The organism is Pseudomonas silesiensis, from assembly GCF_001661075.1.
In the GTDB taxonomy this organism is placed as follows: Bacteria; Pseudomonadota; Gammaproteobacteria; order Pseudomonadales; family Pseudomonadaceae; genus Aquipseudomonas; species Aquipseudomonas silesiensis.
The window spans coordinates 4,053,316-4,068,179 of record NZ_CP014870.1 but is presented as its reverse complement, the minus strand read 5'-3'; the positions used below and the strand labels follow the sequence as shown (position 1 = coordinate 4,068,179).

The window sequence follows — 14,864 nt, the reverse complement described above, 5'->3', positions numbered from 1 at the left end:
AAAGGGCGAACAGGTGGCGCAGCTGAAATCCTCGTCACTGCGCCTTGCGCCGTTACAGCACGCCTTTTTCCTTGTAGTAGCGTTCGGCACCCGGATGCAGCGCAATCGGCAGGTCCCTGGCGGCGTTTTCCAGTTTGATGTCCTTGGCCGCCGAATGGGAATTGCCCAGCCGTGCAAGGTTTTCGAACAACAACCTGGTCATCTGATAAGCCACGTCGTCCGGCACGTCGGCGCGGGTCACCAGGATATTGGTGATCGCCACCGTGGGCACGGCGTCGGCTTGTCCATCATAGGTATTGGCCGGAATCATCGCGCTCTGGTAGGCCGGGTTGCCGATTTTCGCGACCACCTCCGACGGGATGGCGATATAGTTCAGGGGCATCACCGAGGACAAGTCACGAATGGCCGCCATGCCCAACCCGGAAGATTGCAGCGTGGCGTCCAGTTGGCGATTCTTGATCAATTCGACGGATTCGGCAAAAGGCAGGTATTGCACTCTGCCCATGTCTTCATAGGTCAGTCCCGCTGCCTTGAAAATTGCCCGGGCGTTCAGCTCGGTACCCGATTTTGGCGCGCCGACCGAAATGGTCTTGCCTTTCAAGTCCGCCAGCGTCTTAATCCCCGACTCCTGGCTGGCGACGATCTGGATGTAGTTGGGATAAGCGGCGGCAATAGCGCGCAATTTGGTCAGCGGCGTTTTGAAGCCTGCGTCTTCAACGCCATTCTTCGCATCGTCCACTGAGTCACCCAGTGCCAGGGCCAGCTCACCACGACCAGCCTGCAGCAGGTTCAAATTCTCCACTGACGCCTTGGTGGCTTGAACCGATGTCCTCACGCCCGGAATGCCGTCACTGTAGATCTGCGACAAGCCGACACCGATCGGGTAATAAACCCCGCTGGTACCCCCGGTCAGTATGTTGATGAACACAGGTGCAGCATGGGTTGCCGTGGTGACTGCCAAAGTTGCGGCAGCAGCCAGGAGTGCAAAGCGGCTTTTTACTCGCATGGGACTCTCCGTGTTGTTTTGGCTTTATGCAGAGTCATACCAATGTAGTTGATACACACGCAGACGGTGGCGAGTTGATAGCTGATCAGTTGAGCCCATAGGCGTATCAGCAATCCGGAAAGATCAGGCCGAGCTTGCCGCTGTTGATCAGCATGGAGGTGAAACCAACTTAAGCGGCTCGTTCCAGTGCATCCAGCAACTCGACGAATTCCATTGAGAGCTTATGACGCGGTGCCAAATGGATAAGGGGTATGGAGACTTCGTGGGACTCGCGCATTTTCACGGAGCTACTCAAATAAACCGGTAGCACAGGGAGACCCTGCGCGAGCATTTCGTCTACGAGCATCTGATGTAAACCGGTGTGTGCGACAAATTGATTAACCACGACGCCCTCTATCTGCAGCGATTCATTGTGATCCATGCGCAGATCATCCACTTGAGCGATGACGCTATTCAAAGCATGCCGGGAAAAGCTGTCGCAATCATAGGGAATCAACAACCGGTCAGCGGCGACCAGGGCGCTGAAGGTGAAGAAGTTCAGCGAGGGAGGGGTGTCGATATAGATGCGCTCGTAGTCCTCGGAAAGTTCGACCAGCAACCTGCGCAGCTTGTTGATCTTGAACTTGCTCTCAAGCTTTGACTGCAGATCCGAAAGATCCGGACTGGCGGTCACGAGATGGAGGTTCTCGTAGGAGGTCTCGGTTATCGCCACTCGGCATTTTTTGCCGGCAAAGCCTCCAGACAGTGTCTGTCGGAAAAAGTCGGCAATGCCCGTGGGGATGTCGTCGTTGAGCAGGCCCGTGAGGTAGTGAGTCGAATTCGCCTGGGGATCGAGATCAACCAGCAGTGTCCGGTAGCCTTGCGCTGCACTCACTGCGGCGAGATTGCAGGCGATGCTGGATTTTCCAACACCACCTTTTTGATTGAAAATGACGCGACGCATGGGGTAATTCATCCGTGAAAGGGGGCCTGAAGCCAGGATTATGTAAGCGGATGATTACAATATATGACTAACAGGTTTCAGTTTTAAGACAATCCCTTGAATGAGCACGGAAAAAGGCCGGAAAGGCCTCCTCGCTCCCCAAACGCTATCCGACCCCGCGACCGGCGCCCCCGTAATGGCCTCGACTGGCAGGCTATACAAGACCGACAAACGACAGAATAACCAGGACGATTACAACGGCCCCAACGATGTAGATGATGTTGTTCATAACGACCTCTCCAGTTCGGCAGGATGTACGACACCAGGGTGTCTAATACAGATGACATCCTGCCTTCCGGTTCCGTTCCGCGAATCGGATCTGGAGGCCGCGCCATAAAATTACTGTTCAGTTGCGATTTTACGAACCTTCTCTCCTTGCCAGATGTCGACTGATAGGCATTTGCTCAAGTACGAATCGCGCAATGGAAGCGACTTAGTGAGCAAAGTAAACTTCGCTGACTTCATGCAAGTCGGCGTTTTTAGTGTAACGTTAGGATAACAATCACTGAGAGATGTCCCATGTCCAAACTCGCAGAATTTCGCCAACTTGAAAAACACCTTGCCGAACAGCTTCAAGCGCTTGAAGCCTTGAAGGGCGACGCTGGCCTGAAACAGGAAATTGAGTTCGAAACCAAGCTGCGCGCACTGCTCGCCAAGTATGGCTACAGCCTGAAAGACATCGTCAATCTGCTGGACCCGAACGCCGGTCGTCGTGCGCCTGCTGCGGAAACCAAAACCGGCAATCGCAAGCCTCGCCAGGTGAAGGTCTATAAAAACCCTGAATCCGGCGAAGTTGTGGAAACCAAGGGTGGCAATCACAAGATATTGAAAGAATGGAAAGCGAAATATGGTTCCGACACTGTGGAATCGTGGCTGGCCCAGTGATTTGATTTAAAGACAAAGGGCCCTCAGGGGCTCCTACAGGGCCCGCCATGAACCATGGCTTCACAGGCTTCCACCCCGGTGGGGCAGCCAGGCGTCAGCGCACCAGGCAGGGTTGCTTGTTGTTGAAGCTCCAGCCTGGAATCAGAAACTGCATCGCGACGCTGTCGTCCCGAGCGCCGAGGCCCATGCCCTTGTACACTTCGTGCGCCTTGGCCACGGCGTCCATGTCGATGTCTACGCCCAGGCCATGTCTGGTCGGAACCTTGACGTAGCCGCCTTCGATTTTCAGCGGCTCCTTGGTCAGGCGCTGGCCGTCCTGCCAGATCCAGTGCGTGTCGATCGCGGTGATCTCACCGGGTGCGGCTGCTGCCACCTGGGTGAACATGGCCAGGGAGATATCGAAGTGATTGTTGGAGTGAGAACCCCAGGTCAGGCCCCATTCGTGACACATCTGCGCAACACGGACTGAGCCCTGCATGGTCCAGAAGTGCGGGTCGGCGAGCGGGATGTCGACCGATTGCAGCTGGATGGCGTGGCCCATTTCGCGCCAGTCGGTCGCGATCATGTTGGTCGCGGTTTTCAGGCCTGTAGCGCGACGGAATTCCGCCATGACTTCCCGGCCCGAGTAGCCGTTCTCTGCGCCACATGGATCTTCGGCGTAGGCGAGGACGTGATGCTGATCCCGGCACAGCCGGACGGCTTCCTTGAGCGACCACGCGCCATTCGGGTCGAGGGTGATGCGCGCATCGGGAAAGCGTTCAGCCAGCGCAGTCACCGCTTCGATTTCTTCGTCGCCGCTCAACACGCCGCCCTTGAGCTTGAAATCGTTGAAGCCGTATTTTGCTTTGGCTGCTTCGGCCAGGCGCACGACGGCCTCGGCGGTCATGGCTTTCTCGTGACGTACCCGGAACCACTCGTCTTCAGCGTCGGGCTCGCTGCAGTAGGCTAGATCGGTCACCTTGCGATCGCCGATGTAGAACAGGTAGCCGAGCATTTTCACTGCGTCGCGCTGCTGCCCTTCGCCGAGCAGTGCGGCAACCGGAACCTCGAGGAATTGACCCAGCAGGTCGAGCAGGGCGGCTTCCATGGCGGTCACTGCGTGAATGGTGATGCGCAGGTCAAAGGTTTGCAGGCCACGACCGGCTGCGTCACGCGAGGCAAAGGTCGTGCGCATCTGGTTGAGGATGCGCTGGTACTGGCCGATGGGCTGACCGACCACCAGGCTGCGAGCGTCTTCAAGTGTCTCGCGAATGCGCTCCCCGCCGGGAACTTCACCCACGCCGGTATTGCCGGCACTGTCCTTGAGGATGACGATGTTGCGGGTGAAGAACGGCCCGTGGGCGCCGCTCAGGTTCATCAACATGCTGTCGTGGCCCGCTACCGGGACGACTTGGAAACTGGTGACGACAGGCGATTTAGTGGTGTTGGCAGTGTGTTCAGCGTTCATGGCAAATTCCTGCAAGATTGGATCGTTCAGCGTTCGATGGGCTCAGTGAGAATTGCTGGCTGTCGCACCGGTCGGGGCGGGGTTCGGCGGCGTCAGCAGCGATGCTGGTTTTGGCGAAGTCCTGGCAAAGAACACCAGGATTGCCGCGAGCACCGATGTACCGGCCAGACCATAGAGCCCCCCCTGGATAGACCCGGTGGTCTGTTCCAGGAAACCGAAGGTGGTCGGTGCCACGAAACCACCCAGGTTGCCGATCGAGTTGATCAGCGCGATGACGGCGGCCGCGATACGGGCATCCAGATAGCCTTGAGGGATTGGCCAGAACAACGACGAGGCCGATTTGAAGCCGATGGCAGCAAAGCAGATGGCGACGAAGGCGAAGATCGGCCCGCCGGTGGTCGACAGGAACATGCCGGCGGCGGCAATCAACAGTGCAGTCGCGACCCAGGCTTGCTGGAACTTGAACTTGCCCGACAGCGAAGCGAAGGTGTACATGGCGATGATGGAGATCAGCCAGGGTATCGAGTTGAAAAAGCCCACCTGCACATCACTCAGGTCCCCCATTTTCTTGATGATGCTCGGGAGCCAGAAGGTGGCCGCGTAGATCGTCAGCTGAATGCAGAAGTACAAGGCGCAAAACAGCAGGATCTGGCGATCCTTGAGGAGCTTGCCAATGGTTGGCTTGACCGTGGTCAGCGCTTCACGCTCACGCTGTTCCTGATCGATGGCGCCTACCAGTGCATCCTGCTCTTCTCGACTGAGCCATTTGGCATCATGGGGTTTGGAATCCAGCCAGAACCAGACGAAGAAGCCCAGGAATACCGAGGCCAGGCCTTCGATGGCGAACATCCATTGCCAGCCATGAAAGCCGAAGCCTTCGATCTGCAACAGGGCACCCGACAGCGGGCCTGAAATCAACGACGCAAGGGCCGAGCCACTGAGGAAAATGGCGATGGCTTTACCGCGCTCGACGCCTGGCAGCCAACGGGTGAAGTAGTAGATCACGCCAGGGAAGAAGCCGGCTTCGGCAACGCCCAGCAGGAAGCGCAGGATGTAGAAATGGGTTTCGTTCTGGATGAACGCCATCATCGTGGCGACGATGCCCCAGGTGAACATGATGCGGGTCAGCCAGATGCGTGCCCCGACCTTTTGCAGCAGCATGTTGGACGGAACTTCGAACAGTGCGTAGCCAATGAAGAACAGGCCCGCGCCCAGTCCGTAGGCAGCAGCGCCGATACCGAGGTCGTGCTCCATGTGCGTGCGCACGAAGCCGATGTTGACCCGGTCGATGTAATTGAGGATGAACATGATGACGAAAAGTGGGAGTACATGTCTCTTCACTTTGCTGACGGCGCGAGCCAGGACCGAATCGTTTTCTGGCACGACAGATGCGTTGCTTGAATTGGTCACAATTCAAATCTCCCACTGATTATTTTTATGCGGGTTTGAGCGTGATGCCGGTGGACTGGGCACCGGTAGCAGCGCTTACTTGATAGACATCATACAAGTCGATTTTCTGGCTCGCAATACGGGGCGTCGCGATTTGTTGTCATAACGGCGGGTGGGTAACGGTTATGTTGGTTATTAGCCCAGTATTTGCTGGGCGCGAAGCGCCATATAAGCAGGTTTTGGCGAGAGATTTCGTGTTGGTTGGGACGAAGGTAGCTATTGGGTAACGTCCCTCTATAGATATGTTGTCATACAAGTTGTCGGTTGTACGATCTGGGCTTCGGCATTTCGCCAGCGAATGTCTGGCCGGTGGTAAGCTCTCTCAAGCGCGCATTTTGTGGACTGAACCTATGCAAGTTGAAAGCGGTACCCCTGTCCGTAGACGCTCCAATAATCTGGCTCAGGGCGTGGTCGAAGCGCTGACCCAGCGCATCTTGCTCGGACAGTTGAAGCCCGGGGAAAAGCTGCCTTCGGAATCCACCATCGTTCTCGAACAGGGTGTGAGCCGCACCGTGGTCCGGGAGGCTATCTCCAAGCTGCAAGCGTCGGGGCTGGTGGAAACACGTCACGGCATAGGCACGTTTGTGCTGGAGCAACAATCGCAGTCAGGGCTGCGCCTGCATGTGGACACGGTCGCCAGTGTCAGGAGCATGCTGGAGTTGCGATTGGGTCTGGAGGTGCAGGCGGTCGCGCTGGCAGCTGTGCGCCGCACTGAAGATCAACTGGTGCGCATGCGTCAGGCGCTGACCGACTACCAGGCATCGTTGGCCAATAACGACAGTTGCGTCGAGGAGGACAAGCGCTTTCATCAATTGATCGCCGAGGCCACCGGCAATACGTTTTTCACCGAAATCATGCAGCACCTGGGCAATGCGATGATCCCGCGTACCCAGGTCAAGGTTGACGAGCGCGGTGGCGCCGACTTTTCCCAGCTCGGTCATTTGGCGAACCTGGAGCACGAAGCGATTTTCAACGCGATCAAGCGGCAAGACCCCGACGCGGCCAGGGCAGCGATGGTGCTGCATTTAACAAACAGTCGGGATCGGTTTTCGGGGAACTGAGTACAACGCGATCACCTCTGCGGCTCGGCCACCAACAGCAACGACTGCGGCACCGGACTTTGCGGGTGCTGCGGTTCCTGCAGGCCGACCAGGCGAAAGCCGGCCATGTCCAGCGCATTGAACCAACTGGACAAGGTGCGCAGGTACCACGGCATGGGTTGCCACTGTCCCTCGAACCCGGCGAAGGTCTCTTCCCGCCAACCGTCCTGATAGTCGCCCGCCGCCGCGGTCCATGGATGCAGCGTCTGGATCACCAGTGCGCCGCCAGGGGCGAGCAGGGCGTGCATGGCGGCGAGCAGGGGGATGATGTCCTGGTGCAACAGGGCGAAGTTGGCGCAGATCAGGTCGTAGTCGCTGCCGATGTCCGCCTTCGCTTCCGCCAACGCTTCATAGCTCGCCAGATGCACCGGCGAAGAGCCCGCCGCCCGCGCTGCCTCCACCAGCGTCGCATCGCCATCGACACCGACTGCCGTGATGCCCCGTTCAGCCAGCGCCCGCAATAGCCAGCCCTCGCCGCAGCCGAGGTCGAGCACGCGTTCCGGCTGGCGGCCCAGCACCGCCAACAGGATGGCCTGGTCGGTGACCTTGAGGCGGCTGGCGATGCTGCCGGTGCGGACGGCTTCGATCCAGAGTCGGGCGTTGTGGTGCCAGCTATGGAGGAGGGTGGTTTCGGGGGCGGGCATTTTGCTGTCCGGCGTTGTCGGGTGGTAATCGGAAGGATAGAACATGTGCTGCCGTAGAAAAGCCATTGGAGTAATGAAGATGTCCCCTCCAGGGGACATCCCCCTGCGCGCTTGGATCTAGAGTGGCCCGAGACAACACCTGTCCCCGAAAAAACAATAAACCGGGAGCCACCGGACCATGCATCAGCCTCAAGTCGTACCCCATCGATCCCTGTATTTTCCCTATCAGGTTTATCCCGCTTTCGTGCCGTCTCCAGGCATCCTCAATCGCTCCCCCGTGGTGATCGTGGGCGCCGGACCCATCGGCCTGACGCTCGCGCTCGAGCTGGCGCGCCATGGTGTCAGAAGTATCGTCCTGGCGGCTCAGCAGCAAGTCTGTGAAGGCAGCCGCGCGATTGTGTTCACCCGTCGTTCCATGGAGATTTTCCAGCAAGTGGGGGTGTCCGGGGCGGTGACCGAGCAGGGTCTGCCCTGGCGTTTCGGCAATTCCTACTACCGCGGCCAGCGGGTTTTTCGCATGGAAGCACCGGTCGATCCGCACGATCGTTTTGCGCCGATGACCAACTTGCAACAGCAGTATCTGGAGCAACATCTGGTGGAGGCCGCCCAGGCACAGCCGCTGATCGAAGTGCGTTGGGGCAATAAAGTCATCGATATCGAGCAAGGCGTCGACGGTGCCGTCTTGCAAGTCGATACCCCGAGCGATACCTATAGCCTGGAGGCCGATTGGGTAGTGGCCGCCGATGGCGCCCGCTCCGGACTGCGCTCGTTGCTGGGGCTCAAGCTTGAAGGCGCGTCCTATGAAGGGCGGTTCGTGATTGCCGACATCCGCATCAAGCTCGACCTGCCCACCGAACGCCTGGCGTTTTTCGATCCCGCCTGGAACCCCGGCAATACCGTGTTGATGCACCGCGAGCCCGGCGATATCTGGCGCATCGATTACCAATTGCCCGTAGACGAAACGCCCGAGCAGGCGCTGCACCCCGACTCCTTGCGTGAGCGCATCAATGCGCAACTGGCGATGCTGGGCGTTGAAAACCCGGTCTGGGAGCTGGATTGGAGTTCGGTGTATTCGGCCCGGGCGCTGACCCTGGCGCAGTACATCAATGACCGGGTGATTTTCGCCGGAGACGCGGCGCACCTGTTACCGATTTTCGGCGTGCGCGGCGCCAACACCGGGTTCCAGGATTGCCACGACCTGGGCTGGAAACTGGCCCTGCACATCAAAGGCCTGGCCGGTGCCGGGCTGCTGGCGTCCTACAGCGACGAACGGGTCAGGGCCGCTCGTGAAATCATTGAAGAGGCAGGCAAGAGCACGCGGTTCATGGCGCCACCCAGTCGCGGCTATCGGCTGTTACGCGACGCGGTACTGTCGCTGTCATTGACCCGCGAGTTCGTGCGCCCGCTGTATCACTGGCGGACCTCAAGGGCTCACGACTACGCCGATTCGCAACTCAACGCGGTGGACGACGATAACCTGCAGTTCACCGACGGGCCGCGCAACGGGGCGCCGTTGCTCAATGTTCGCCTGGCCGATCAGCACTATCTGTTCGATGAACTGGAGCCTGCCTTCCATCTGATTTGCTTCACCGGCGCGGCGGTACTTGATGCCGACGTGGATACCCAAGTCCAGGCACTGCACCGTCAGGGAGTGCCGGTTCAAGTGATCGCGATCGCCATGAACGGCGTCAGTCAGGTGGAACACGCCGACCTGACCCTGGCCGATCCCGATGGTCTGTTCAGCACGCGTTATGGTGTGCAGCACCCAGGCGCCGCGTACCTCGCACGCCCGGACCAGCACGTCTGCGCCCGCTGGCTGCATCTGGATGGCGAGCGTTTGCGCCATGGACTAAACCAGGCCCTTGGCCACAACAAGAGTAACCAACCATGAGTCAGTCAATGAGCGTGACAGACCTCGAGCGCGTCTATGATCGGCTCGCCGAGGCGATCGACCTTACGGGTAACGACAGCGAGTTGTTCCTGGTGAAACTGGCGCTGCTGGCGGCGGAGGCACTGAACGATGCCGAGCGCTTCGACGCACTGGTCGAGTGCGCCGTGCAGGACCTGTAAAACCTTGTGCCAGCCAATAATTACAAAAACAGGATCACCCTATGCCATCCCGTCCTGCTGTGACCCCTGGCGAGGAGGCCGGCGCTCATCCGCCGGTCATCGCCAAAGTCTCGAAACGCCTGCTGTGGTTTCTCTTCATCTGCTTCGTGTTTTCATTTCTGGACCGTATCAATATCGGCTTCGCCGGGCTGACAATGATGGACGACCTGGGCTTGAGCAGTACCCAGTTCGGCATGGCAACCACGATTTTCTACCTGGCCTACATCGCGTGCGGCATCCCCAGCAACATGGTCCTGGCGAAACTCGGCGCCCGCCGCTGGATCGGCAGCCTGATGATTGCCTGGGGCGTAGCGTCGACCGCCACCCTGTTTGCCCATGACGCGGCCAGCCTGTATTGGTTGCGTGCGTTGGTAGGTATCACCGAGGCGGGGTTTCTGCCCGGTGTGCTGTTGTACATGACGTTCTGGTTTCCGGCGGCGTACCGGGCGCGGGCCAATGCGTTGTTCATGATCGCCATGCCGTTTACCGCGGGCTTTGGTTCGGTATTGTCCGGCGCCATTTTGGGGCTGGATGGCCACTGGGGACTGGCAGGTTGGCAATGGCTGTTTCTGCTGGAAGGATTGCCCAGCGTCGTACTCGGCCTGGCGGTGTACGGTTATCTGGACGATAAACCGCGCCAGGCGCGCTGGTTGAGCGACGATGAAAAACTGCAGCTGGCCGAGTTGCTGGCGCGGGACCGTCAGGCACCGTCCCCCCACGCCCATTGGGGACGTGAGTTGTTGTCGCCAGCGGTGCTGCTGTTCTGTCTGGTGTACTTTTGCCTGGTCAACACCCTGGCGATGATCGCCGTCTGGACGCCATTGATCGTCAAGAGCTTCAGCGCTGGTCAGAGCAATACGCTGATCGGATTGTTGTCGGCAATTCCTCAGATATGCACGATTGTGGGCATGATCCTCTGGGGCCGACACTCGGACCTGACCCAGGAGCGGCGTTGGCACCTGGCGTTGCCGATGCTGATGGCTGCCGCGGGCTGGTTCTGTACGGCCTTATCGAACGAGCCGATCGTACAACTGGCCGGGATCTGCATGGCGGCGACGGGTTCCTATACGGCCATGTCGATTTTCTGGACCTTGCCGGATCGTTCGTTGAGTTTTCAAGCCCGGGCAGTGGGTATCGCGGTGATCAACGCCGTGGGTAATCTGGGGTCGGCCCTTAATCCGTTGGTGGTCGGCTGGCTCAAGGACCTGACCCATAGCTATACAGCCGGTTGTCTGTATGCGGCGCTGCTGTTACTGGTGGCTGCCATACTGGTGCGAGCGCTTCCCCACGAACGCCAACATTCTTCGCGCGAATGGGTCCCTGAATGAACCACTGGCCGCTCACCACCGTTTACCACCAGGTCCCGTTGACGACGGGGCAAATCGCCCATCTGTTGGCGCGGGTGGGCGAGGACTGCCGGACCTGGCTGGCGGCAGAATTATTGACGTTGGTGCGGGGTGTGATGCCGCTGGCTCAGTGCACTATTTTTGCTTACCCCGAGGGCCAGGAGCCACAGGTATTGTCGTGTTCCGATCAGGCAAGGCTGGTGCAGATATCGCGTATTTCCCGGGATTACGTCGAGCGTTTCCACAGCCTGGATGGCAACCGCCAGGCGATGCTCGGTCACAAGGCGAAATACGGTGGGGCGCGAATCCTGGCTCAGCTTCAGTCAGTCGAAGACATCACACATCGCGACTATCGGCGAGTCTGTTATGAACAGCCGCAAATCTCCCAGCGCATGGCCTTGCTCAATCATCAGGAGGAGGGCGGGGGCTGGCTGTCGATCAATTTCTATCGAGGTCGTGAGCACGGCAACTTCAATCAGCGCGAAATCGAATTTATCGAGTCGGTTGCGCCGTTACTGATTCAGGTCACGCGACTGCACTATCGCGCCTATATCGAAGCCAATCAGATGCCGTCCTTGCTGAGTCAGCGCGTCGAGCGGCTTTATCCTGAACTGACTCGTCGGGACCGTGAACTGCTCAGGCATTTGCTCAGTGGCCTGGGAGCGGAAGACATCGCGCCCCTGATGGGCGTCCAGCGCTCAAGCGCCGCTACCTATATCAAGCGGCTTTATCGAAAAACAGGTGTCAGCGGGCATCGAGAATTGCTGGGGCTGGTCGTGAAAGGTCGTTGGTCCTGAGCGCGCACTGATCTCGCTGGCGATTATTTCCGACACTCCGCCAACACCACTCGGCAGGTATCCGGCGTGCCACCGGACCGGCCGGCATAACGTATGCAGTTATTCATGGATTTTTTGCGAGCCGTGTTCAAAGTGGAGCCCCAGGCCAGGCCGCCCTCGCCGGAAGTGGGGAGCGCTTTTGCATAGCAGGCGTCGCCCGGGCTTGAGGCCGAATAGCGTGCGGTGGTGGCTTTGCCTGCACATCCCGCGGTCAGTGCCAGGTTGATGGCGAGCAGGGAAGGGAGGACCCAGGACGAGCATTGGCGCGCTGTTTTTCCGGTCATCCCGGTTCCCCTGCATCAAGAGGCTGGAGGCGTTGTACGGGGTTGTGCCCCTAATCAGCTTAGCCGGTATTGAGCCTGCCCCTGGATCTTTGTAACGCAGTGCCCGTTACCTGCGCTGCTAGAATGCATGTCTGAGTTCCAATTCTGGAGAACCAAGATGCTCAGCAAGAATACGATTTGCCTCTGGTACGACGGCACCGCACTGGACGCTGCGACGTTCTACGCCGAAACCTTTCCCGACAGCGCCGTGGGCGCCGTCCATCGCGCGCCCGGCGATTACCCGGCGGGCAAGCAGGGCGATGTATTGACGGTCGATTTCACGGTGATGGGTATCCCTTGTGTCGGGCTCAACGGGGGCCCGGCGTTCAAGCACAACGAGGCGTTTTCATTCCAGGTGGCGACCGATGACCAGGCCGAAACCGACCGATTGTGGAATGCGATCGTCGGCAACGGCGGTCAGGAAAGTGCATGCGGCTGGTGCAAGGACAAGTGGGGACTGTCGTGGCAGATCTCACCACGGGTGCTGACCAGCGCGGTGACTCACCCTGATCAGGCCGTGGCCAAGCGCGCCTTCGACGCCATGATGACGATGCACAAGATCGATATCGCTGCAATCGAGGCGGCTGTTAAGGGTTGAATTGCGCCCTGGCCGGGGCGCCGGGACAGGTTGGCGCAGGCGTCGCCGATCGCTTGATTCCAGAGGAGACGCAGCATGGACCGATTCACCGGCGGTTGCCTGTGCGGCAACGTCCGGATCGAGGCGGCGGGACGCCCCTACCGGGTCGGCCTTTGTCACTGTCTCGATTGCCGCAAGCATCATGGGGCACTTTTTCACGCTTCGGCGATATTCCCCCAGGATGCGGTGACGATCACTGGCGAAACACGCGACTACGCCGGGCGGTTTTTCTGCCCCCGCTGTGGCTCATCCGTCTTCGCCCGCACCGGCGACGAAATCGAAGTGAACCTGGGTTCCCTGGATGCCCCTGACCAACTGAAGCCCACCTACGAAAGCTGGACCCTGCGTCGCGAGTCCTGGTTGCCGCCGTTTGCGTTCACGAGGCACTACGAGCGGGATCGTGACAACACAGGACGCTCCGAGGAGTAGGGCGCAAGAACGGTGCGAAGGCGGGACTGAAACATTGGCGCAACATTCGCGCCCTATGATTCGCGTCTATCGAAACCAGGGAGGCAACAGATGAATCGGCCATCAAGGAGCATGCGCAAACTGCTCGACTCCATCGCAACCAACAACGAGACCGCCGCGCTGGATGTCATGCGCGCAACCGAGCAACTGAAGGACGAGCTGTTGCGCCAGCGGTTGCTTAACCTGATTCACCAGCTCAATCAGGATGCGTACGAGTTGCGGTCGGCACGAGACGATATCCAGGGCGGTACCATTAAATTCGCGTGACCGGTCTGGCGCTTTTCTGTAGGAGCGAGCTTGCTCCGGGCGGCGTTCCGACGATGGTCTCAAAGGCAACACGTTTATCCAGAATAAACGCGTCATCGTTAACGTCCATCGCGAGCAAGCTCGCTCCTACAGAAACATCAGGGCATTGGCGGCGTCGTGACGCGCGACGCCTGCGTCAAGGAAACACCAACGCTATGCAAACCCGAGGAAAGACAGGATCACCACGACAATCACAACTAATCCGACGATGTAGATGATGTTGTTCATGAAACCCACCTCTGAACCTGGACAGGATTGCGTAAGAGGATGTTGCAATTACAAGGTACTGCACCGCTGCGCACAATGCCATTTGGCAACTACAAATAACCTGGTTCTCCCCAGGCGCTGATCCCGGATTCCTCTGGCGCAGCCTTCCCCGACATTGCCATGCCTGATGCCCGGCCGTCATCTTTCACGGGGTAGGTCAAGGTCCTGTCTGTTCGTCGACCTCGTTCCAGCTGCTGTCCGGATCGAAGCGGCGCATGGACGTCGCCAGTTTGGCGCTGTCCGGCCCCAGGTCTTTCTCGAACAACTCGCCCTCGTGGCTGATCATGAAGCTCATCACGCCGCTGTCGCCGTACTTTGCCGGCCAGGCGATCAGGGCGAAGCCGCGGCTCATGCTGTTGCCGAGCTTATAACTGTAGGCGCCGCCTGGCGCCGAAGGTCCCTGGGCGTCGAGGATACGGTACTGATAGCCATGCCAGTCGCCGCCGGGTTTGGCGTCGCCGAACAACGGGCCGAGCGGACTCTCTTCCACCCCGGGCTCCTCGGCCCAGTACAGGCCATCCTGCTTGCCATTGCTGCTGATGAACTTTTGCGCGTACTCGAGCACGCCATCGCCGTTGCGGTCGACCGTGGCGTAGTCCATCTGGGCATCGTAGTAGGCCAGCGCCGATTGTACGGTGGCCAGTTCGTTGCGACCGATGCGTCGTTCACGGATCTCCTCGCCACCGGCCTTGGCGTTGAAGGCCCAGCCAGCCTTGCCCTGCATGATCGGCAACGGCAAGGTCCAGGGATCGGTGCCGACCACCAGATGCGCCTTGCCTTTCCCGTCGGGCTGGATGCTGTGTTTTTCCCGGTAGTGGTCGAGGAAGGCATCGACATCGTCGCGGTCTATGCCTTCGAGCGGTATATAGGAGCGCCAGTCAGCACCGAGCAGGGCCGCGAGGCGTGTTTGATCGGCCTGCCGGGTGCCGAGCGCGGCGACCAGGGCCTCGGCGGCGGCATCCGGACTGGGAAAGGCCTGCTGCGCGCGCGCATCCAGGGCCAGGATCGCCAGCAGCGTAAGCGGGAAAATACGCAATGCAGCCTTCATGGCGAGTCTCC

General features: G+C 59.3%; 16 protein-coding genes. 9 read left to right on the top strand and 7 right to left on the bottom strand.

Going from position 1 to position 14,864, the window contains the following annotated elements; genetic code table 11:
- Positions 1 to 52: 52 nt before the first annotated feature.
- Both PMA3_RS18040 and PMA3_RS18035 read right to left on the bottom strand, forming a co-directional pair.
- Positions 53 to 1,006 carry a TAXI family TRAP transporter solute-binding subunit gene (locus PMA3_RS18040; protein WP_064678453.1) on the bottom strand — a complete coding sequence of 318 codons (954 nt, stop codon included), beginning with the start codon at positions 1,004 to 1,006 and terminating at the stop codon, positions 53 to 55.
- Between the two features lie 169 nt (positions 1,007 to 1,175).
- Positions 1,176 to 1,949, bottom strand: coding sequence for a ParA family protein (locus PMA3_RS18035; RefSeq protein WP_064678452.1), 774 nt, complete (start codon positions 1,947 to 1,949; stop codon positions 1,176 to 1,178).
- A 558-nt stretch (positions 1,950 to 2,507) separates the two neighbouring features.
- On the opposite strand from PMA3_RS18035, the gene PMA3_RS18030 reads away from it, so the two are divergent.
- Entirely contained in the window at positions 2,508 to 2,873 is a 366-nt protein-coding gene (locus tag PMA3_RS18030; RefSeq protein WP_064678451.1) for a histone-like nucleoid-structuring protein, MvaT/MvaU family, read from the top strand.
- A gap of 94 nt (positions 2,874 to 2,967) precedes the next feature.
- On the opposite strand, the gene gudD is transcribed toward PMA3_RS18030, so the two are convergent.
- Positions 2,968 to 4,320 carry a glucarate dehydratase gene (gene gudD / locus PMA3_RS18025; protein WP_064678450.1) on the bottom strand — a complete coding sequence of 451 codons (1,353 nt, stop codon included), beginning with the start codon at positions 4,318 to 4,320 and terminating at the stop codon, positions 2,968 to 2,970.
- A gap of 42 nt (positions 4,321 to 4,362) precedes the next feature.
- On the bottom strand, positions 4,363 to 5,730 hold the full coding sequence (locus tag PMA3_RS18020) for an MFS transporter (RefSeq protein ID WP_064678449.1): 1,368 nt from the start codon (positions 5,728 to 5,730) through the stop codon (positions 4,363 to 4,365).
- A gap of 389 nt (positions 5,731 to 6,119) precedes the next feature.
- Here PMA3_RS18020 and PMA3_RS18015 point away from each other — a divergent pair, with 389 nt between their 5' ends.
- Positions 6,120 to 6,830: a FadR/GntR family transcriptional regulator gene (locus tag PMA3_RS18015; protein ID WP_064678448.1), complete on the top strand. Its 711-nt coding sequence runs from the start codon at positions 6,120 to 6,122 to the stop codon at positions 6,828 to 6,830.
- Positions 6,831 to 6,841: 11 nt separating this feature from the next.
- Here the strand turns inward: PMA3_RS18015 and PMA3_RS18010 are convergent, their stop codons facing one another.
- Positions 6,842 to 7,513: a class I SAM-dependent methyltransferase gene (locus PMA3_RS18010; protein ID WP_064680741.1), complete on the bottom strand. Its 672-nt coding sequence runs from the start codon at positions 7,511 to 7,513 to the stop codon at positions 6,842 to 6,844.
- A gap of 178 nt (positions 7,514 to 7,691) precedes the next feature.
- Here PMA3_RS18010 and PMA3_RS18005 point away from each other — a divergent pair, with 178 nt between their 5' ends.
- Genes PMA3_RS18005 through PMA3_RS17990 form a run of 4 tightly spaced genes read left to right on the top strand, consistent with a single transcriptional unit; the run spans position 7,692 to position 11,765 of the window.
- Positions 7,692 to 9,404 (top strand): FAD-dependent monooxygenase, encoded by a 1,713-nt coding sequence (locus PMA3_RS18005; RefSeq protein WP_064678447.1) that lies wholly within the window; start codon positions 7,692 to 7,694, stop codon positions 9,402 to 9,404.
- A complete protein-coding gene (locus PMA3_RS18000) occupies positions 9,401 to 9,583 on the top strand; it encodes a hypothetical protein (protein ID WP_064678446.1) in 183 nt (60 codons plus the stop codon). The genes PMA3_RS18005 and PMA3_RS18000 overlap by 4 nt, the downstream gene beginning before the upstream one ends.
- A gap of 41 nt (positions 9,584 to 9,624) precedes the next feature.
- A complete protein-coding gene (locus PMA3_RS17995) occupies positions 9,625 to 10,950 on the top strand; it encodes an MFS transporter (RefSeq protein WP_064678445.1) in 1,326 nt (441 codons plus the stop codon).
- On the top strand, positions 10,947 to 11,765 hold the full coding sequence (locus tag PMA3_RS17990; RefSeq protein WP_064678444.1) for a helix-turn-helix transcriptional regulator: 819 nt from the start codon (positions 10,947 to 10,949) through the stop codon (positions 11,763 to 11,765). Before PMA3_RS17995 ends, PMA3_RS17990 begins: the two co-directional genes overlap by 4 nt.
- 23 nt (positions 11,766 to 11,788) lie before the next feature.
- On the opposite strand, the gene PMA3_RS33200 is transcribed toward PMA3_RS17990, so the two are convergent.
- Positions 11,789 to 12,088 carry a hypothetical protein gene (locus PMA3_RS33200; protein WP_082930361.1) on the bottom strand — a complete coding sequence of 100 codons (300 nt, stop codon included), beginning with the start codon at positions 12,086 to 12,088 and terminating at the stop codon, positions 11,789 to 11,791.
- Positions 12,089 to 12,245: 157 nt separating this feature from the next.
- Here PMA3_RS33200 and PMA3_RS17985 point away from each other — a divergent pair, with 157 nt between their 5' ends.
- The 3 genes from PMA3_RS17985 to PMA3_RS17975 all read left to right on the top strand — a co-directional run bounded on the left by PMA3_RS17985 (position 12,246) and on the right by PMA3_RS17975 (position 13,499).
- A complete protein-coding gene (locus tag PMA3_RS17985; protein WP_064678443.1) occupies positions 12,246 to 12,725 on the top strand; it encodes a VOC family protein in 480 nt (159 codons plus the stop codon).
- 75 nt (positions 12,726 to 12,800) lie between these two features.
- Complete coding sequence (locus PMA3_RS17980; protein ID WP_064678442.1) at positions 12,801 to 13,193, top strand: GFA family protein; 393 nt, start codon at positions 12,801 to 12,803, stop codon at positions 13,191 to 13,193.
- Between the two features lie 90 nt (positions 13,194 to 13,283).
- Positions 13,284 to 13,499 carry a hypothetical protein gene (locus PMA3_RS17975; RefSeq protein ID WP_064678441.1) on the top strand — a complete coding sequence of 72 codons (216 nt, stop codon included), beginning with the start codon at positions 13,284 to 13,286 and terminating at the stop codon, positions 13,497 to 13,499.
- Between the two features lie 463 nt (positions 13,500 to 13,962).
- On the opposite strand, the gene PMA3_RS17970 is transcribed toward PMA3_RS17975, so the two are convergent.
- Positions 13,963 to 14,853 carry a DUF2950 domain-containing protein gene (locus PMA3_RS17970; protein ID WP_064678440.1) on the bottom strand — a complete coding sequence of 297 codons (891 nt, stop codon included), beginning with the start codon at positions 14,851 to 14,853 and terminating at the stop codon, positions 13,963 to 13,965.
- Between the last annotated feature and the right edge of the window lie 11 nt (positions 14,854 to 14,864).

What these genes read in the sequence shown, in the direction of transcription:
- PMA3_RS18035 (WP_064678452.1), bottom strand. Translation starts at nt 1,949, where the DNA reads ATGCGTCGCGTCATTTTCAATCAAAAAGGTGGTGTTGGAAAATCCAGC.
- PMA3_RS17970 (WP_064678440.1), bottom strand. Translation starts at nt 14,853, where the DNA reads ATGAAGGCTGCATTGCGTATTTTCCCGCTTACGCTGCTGGCGATCCTG.
- PMA3_RS18010 (WP_064680741.1), bottom strand. Translation starts at nt 7,513, where the DNA reads ATGCCCGCCCCCGAAACCACCCTCCTCCATAGCTGGCACCACAACGCC.
- PMA3_RS17985 (WP_064678443.1), top strand. Translation starts at nt 12,246, where the DNA reads ATGCTCAGCAAGAATACGATTTGCCTCTGGTACGACGGCACCGCACTG.
- PMA3_RS17980 (WP_064678442.1), top strand. Translation starts at nt 12,801, where the DNA reads ATGGACCGATTCACCGGCGGTTGCCTGTGCGGCAACGTCCGGATCGAG.
- PMA3_RS18015 (WP_064678448.1), top strand. Translation starts at nt 6,120, where the DNA reads ATGCAAGTTGAAAGCGGTACCCCTGTCCGTAGACGCTCCAATAATCTG.
- PMA3_RS18000 (WP_064678446.1), top strand. Translation starts at nt 9,401, where the DNA reads ATGAGTCAGTCAATGAGCGTGACAGACCTCGAGCGCGTCTATGATCGG.
- PMA3_RS18030 (WP_064678451.1), top strand. Translation starts at nt 2,508, where the DNA reads ATGTCCAAACTCGCAGAATTTCGCCAACTTGAAAAACACCTTGCCGAA.
- PMA3_RS18005 (WP_064678447.1), top strand. Translation starts at nt 7,692, where the DNA reads ATGCATCAGCCTCAAGTCGTACCCCATCGATCCCTGTATTTTCCCTAT.
- PMA3_RS17990 (WP_064678444.1), top strand. Translation starts at nt 10,947, where the DNA reads ATGAACCACTGGCCGCTCACCACCGTTTACCACCAGGTCCCGTTGACG.
- PMA3_RS18040 (WP_064678453.1), bottom strand. Translation starts at nt 1,006, where the DNA reads ATGCGAGTAAAAAGCCGCTTTGCACTCCTGGCTGCTGCCGCAACTTTG.
- PMA3_RS33200 (WP_082930361.1), bottom strand. Translation starts at nt 12,088, where the DNA reads ATGACCGGAAAAACAGCGCGCCAATGCTCGTCCTGGGTCCTCCCTTCC.
- gudD (WP_064678450.1), bottom strand. Translation starts at nt 4,320, where the DNA reads ATGAACGCTGAACACACTGCCAACACCACTAAATCGCCTGTCGTCACC.
- PMA3_RS17975 (WP_064678441.1), top strand. Translation starts at nt 13,284, where the DNA reads ATGAATCGGCCATCAAGGAGCATGCGCAAACTGCTCGACTCCATCGCA.
- PMA3_RS17995 (WP_064678445.1), top strand. Translation starts at nt 9,625, where the DNA reads ATGCCATCCCGTCCTGCTGTGACCCCTGGCGAGGAGGCCGGCGCTCAT.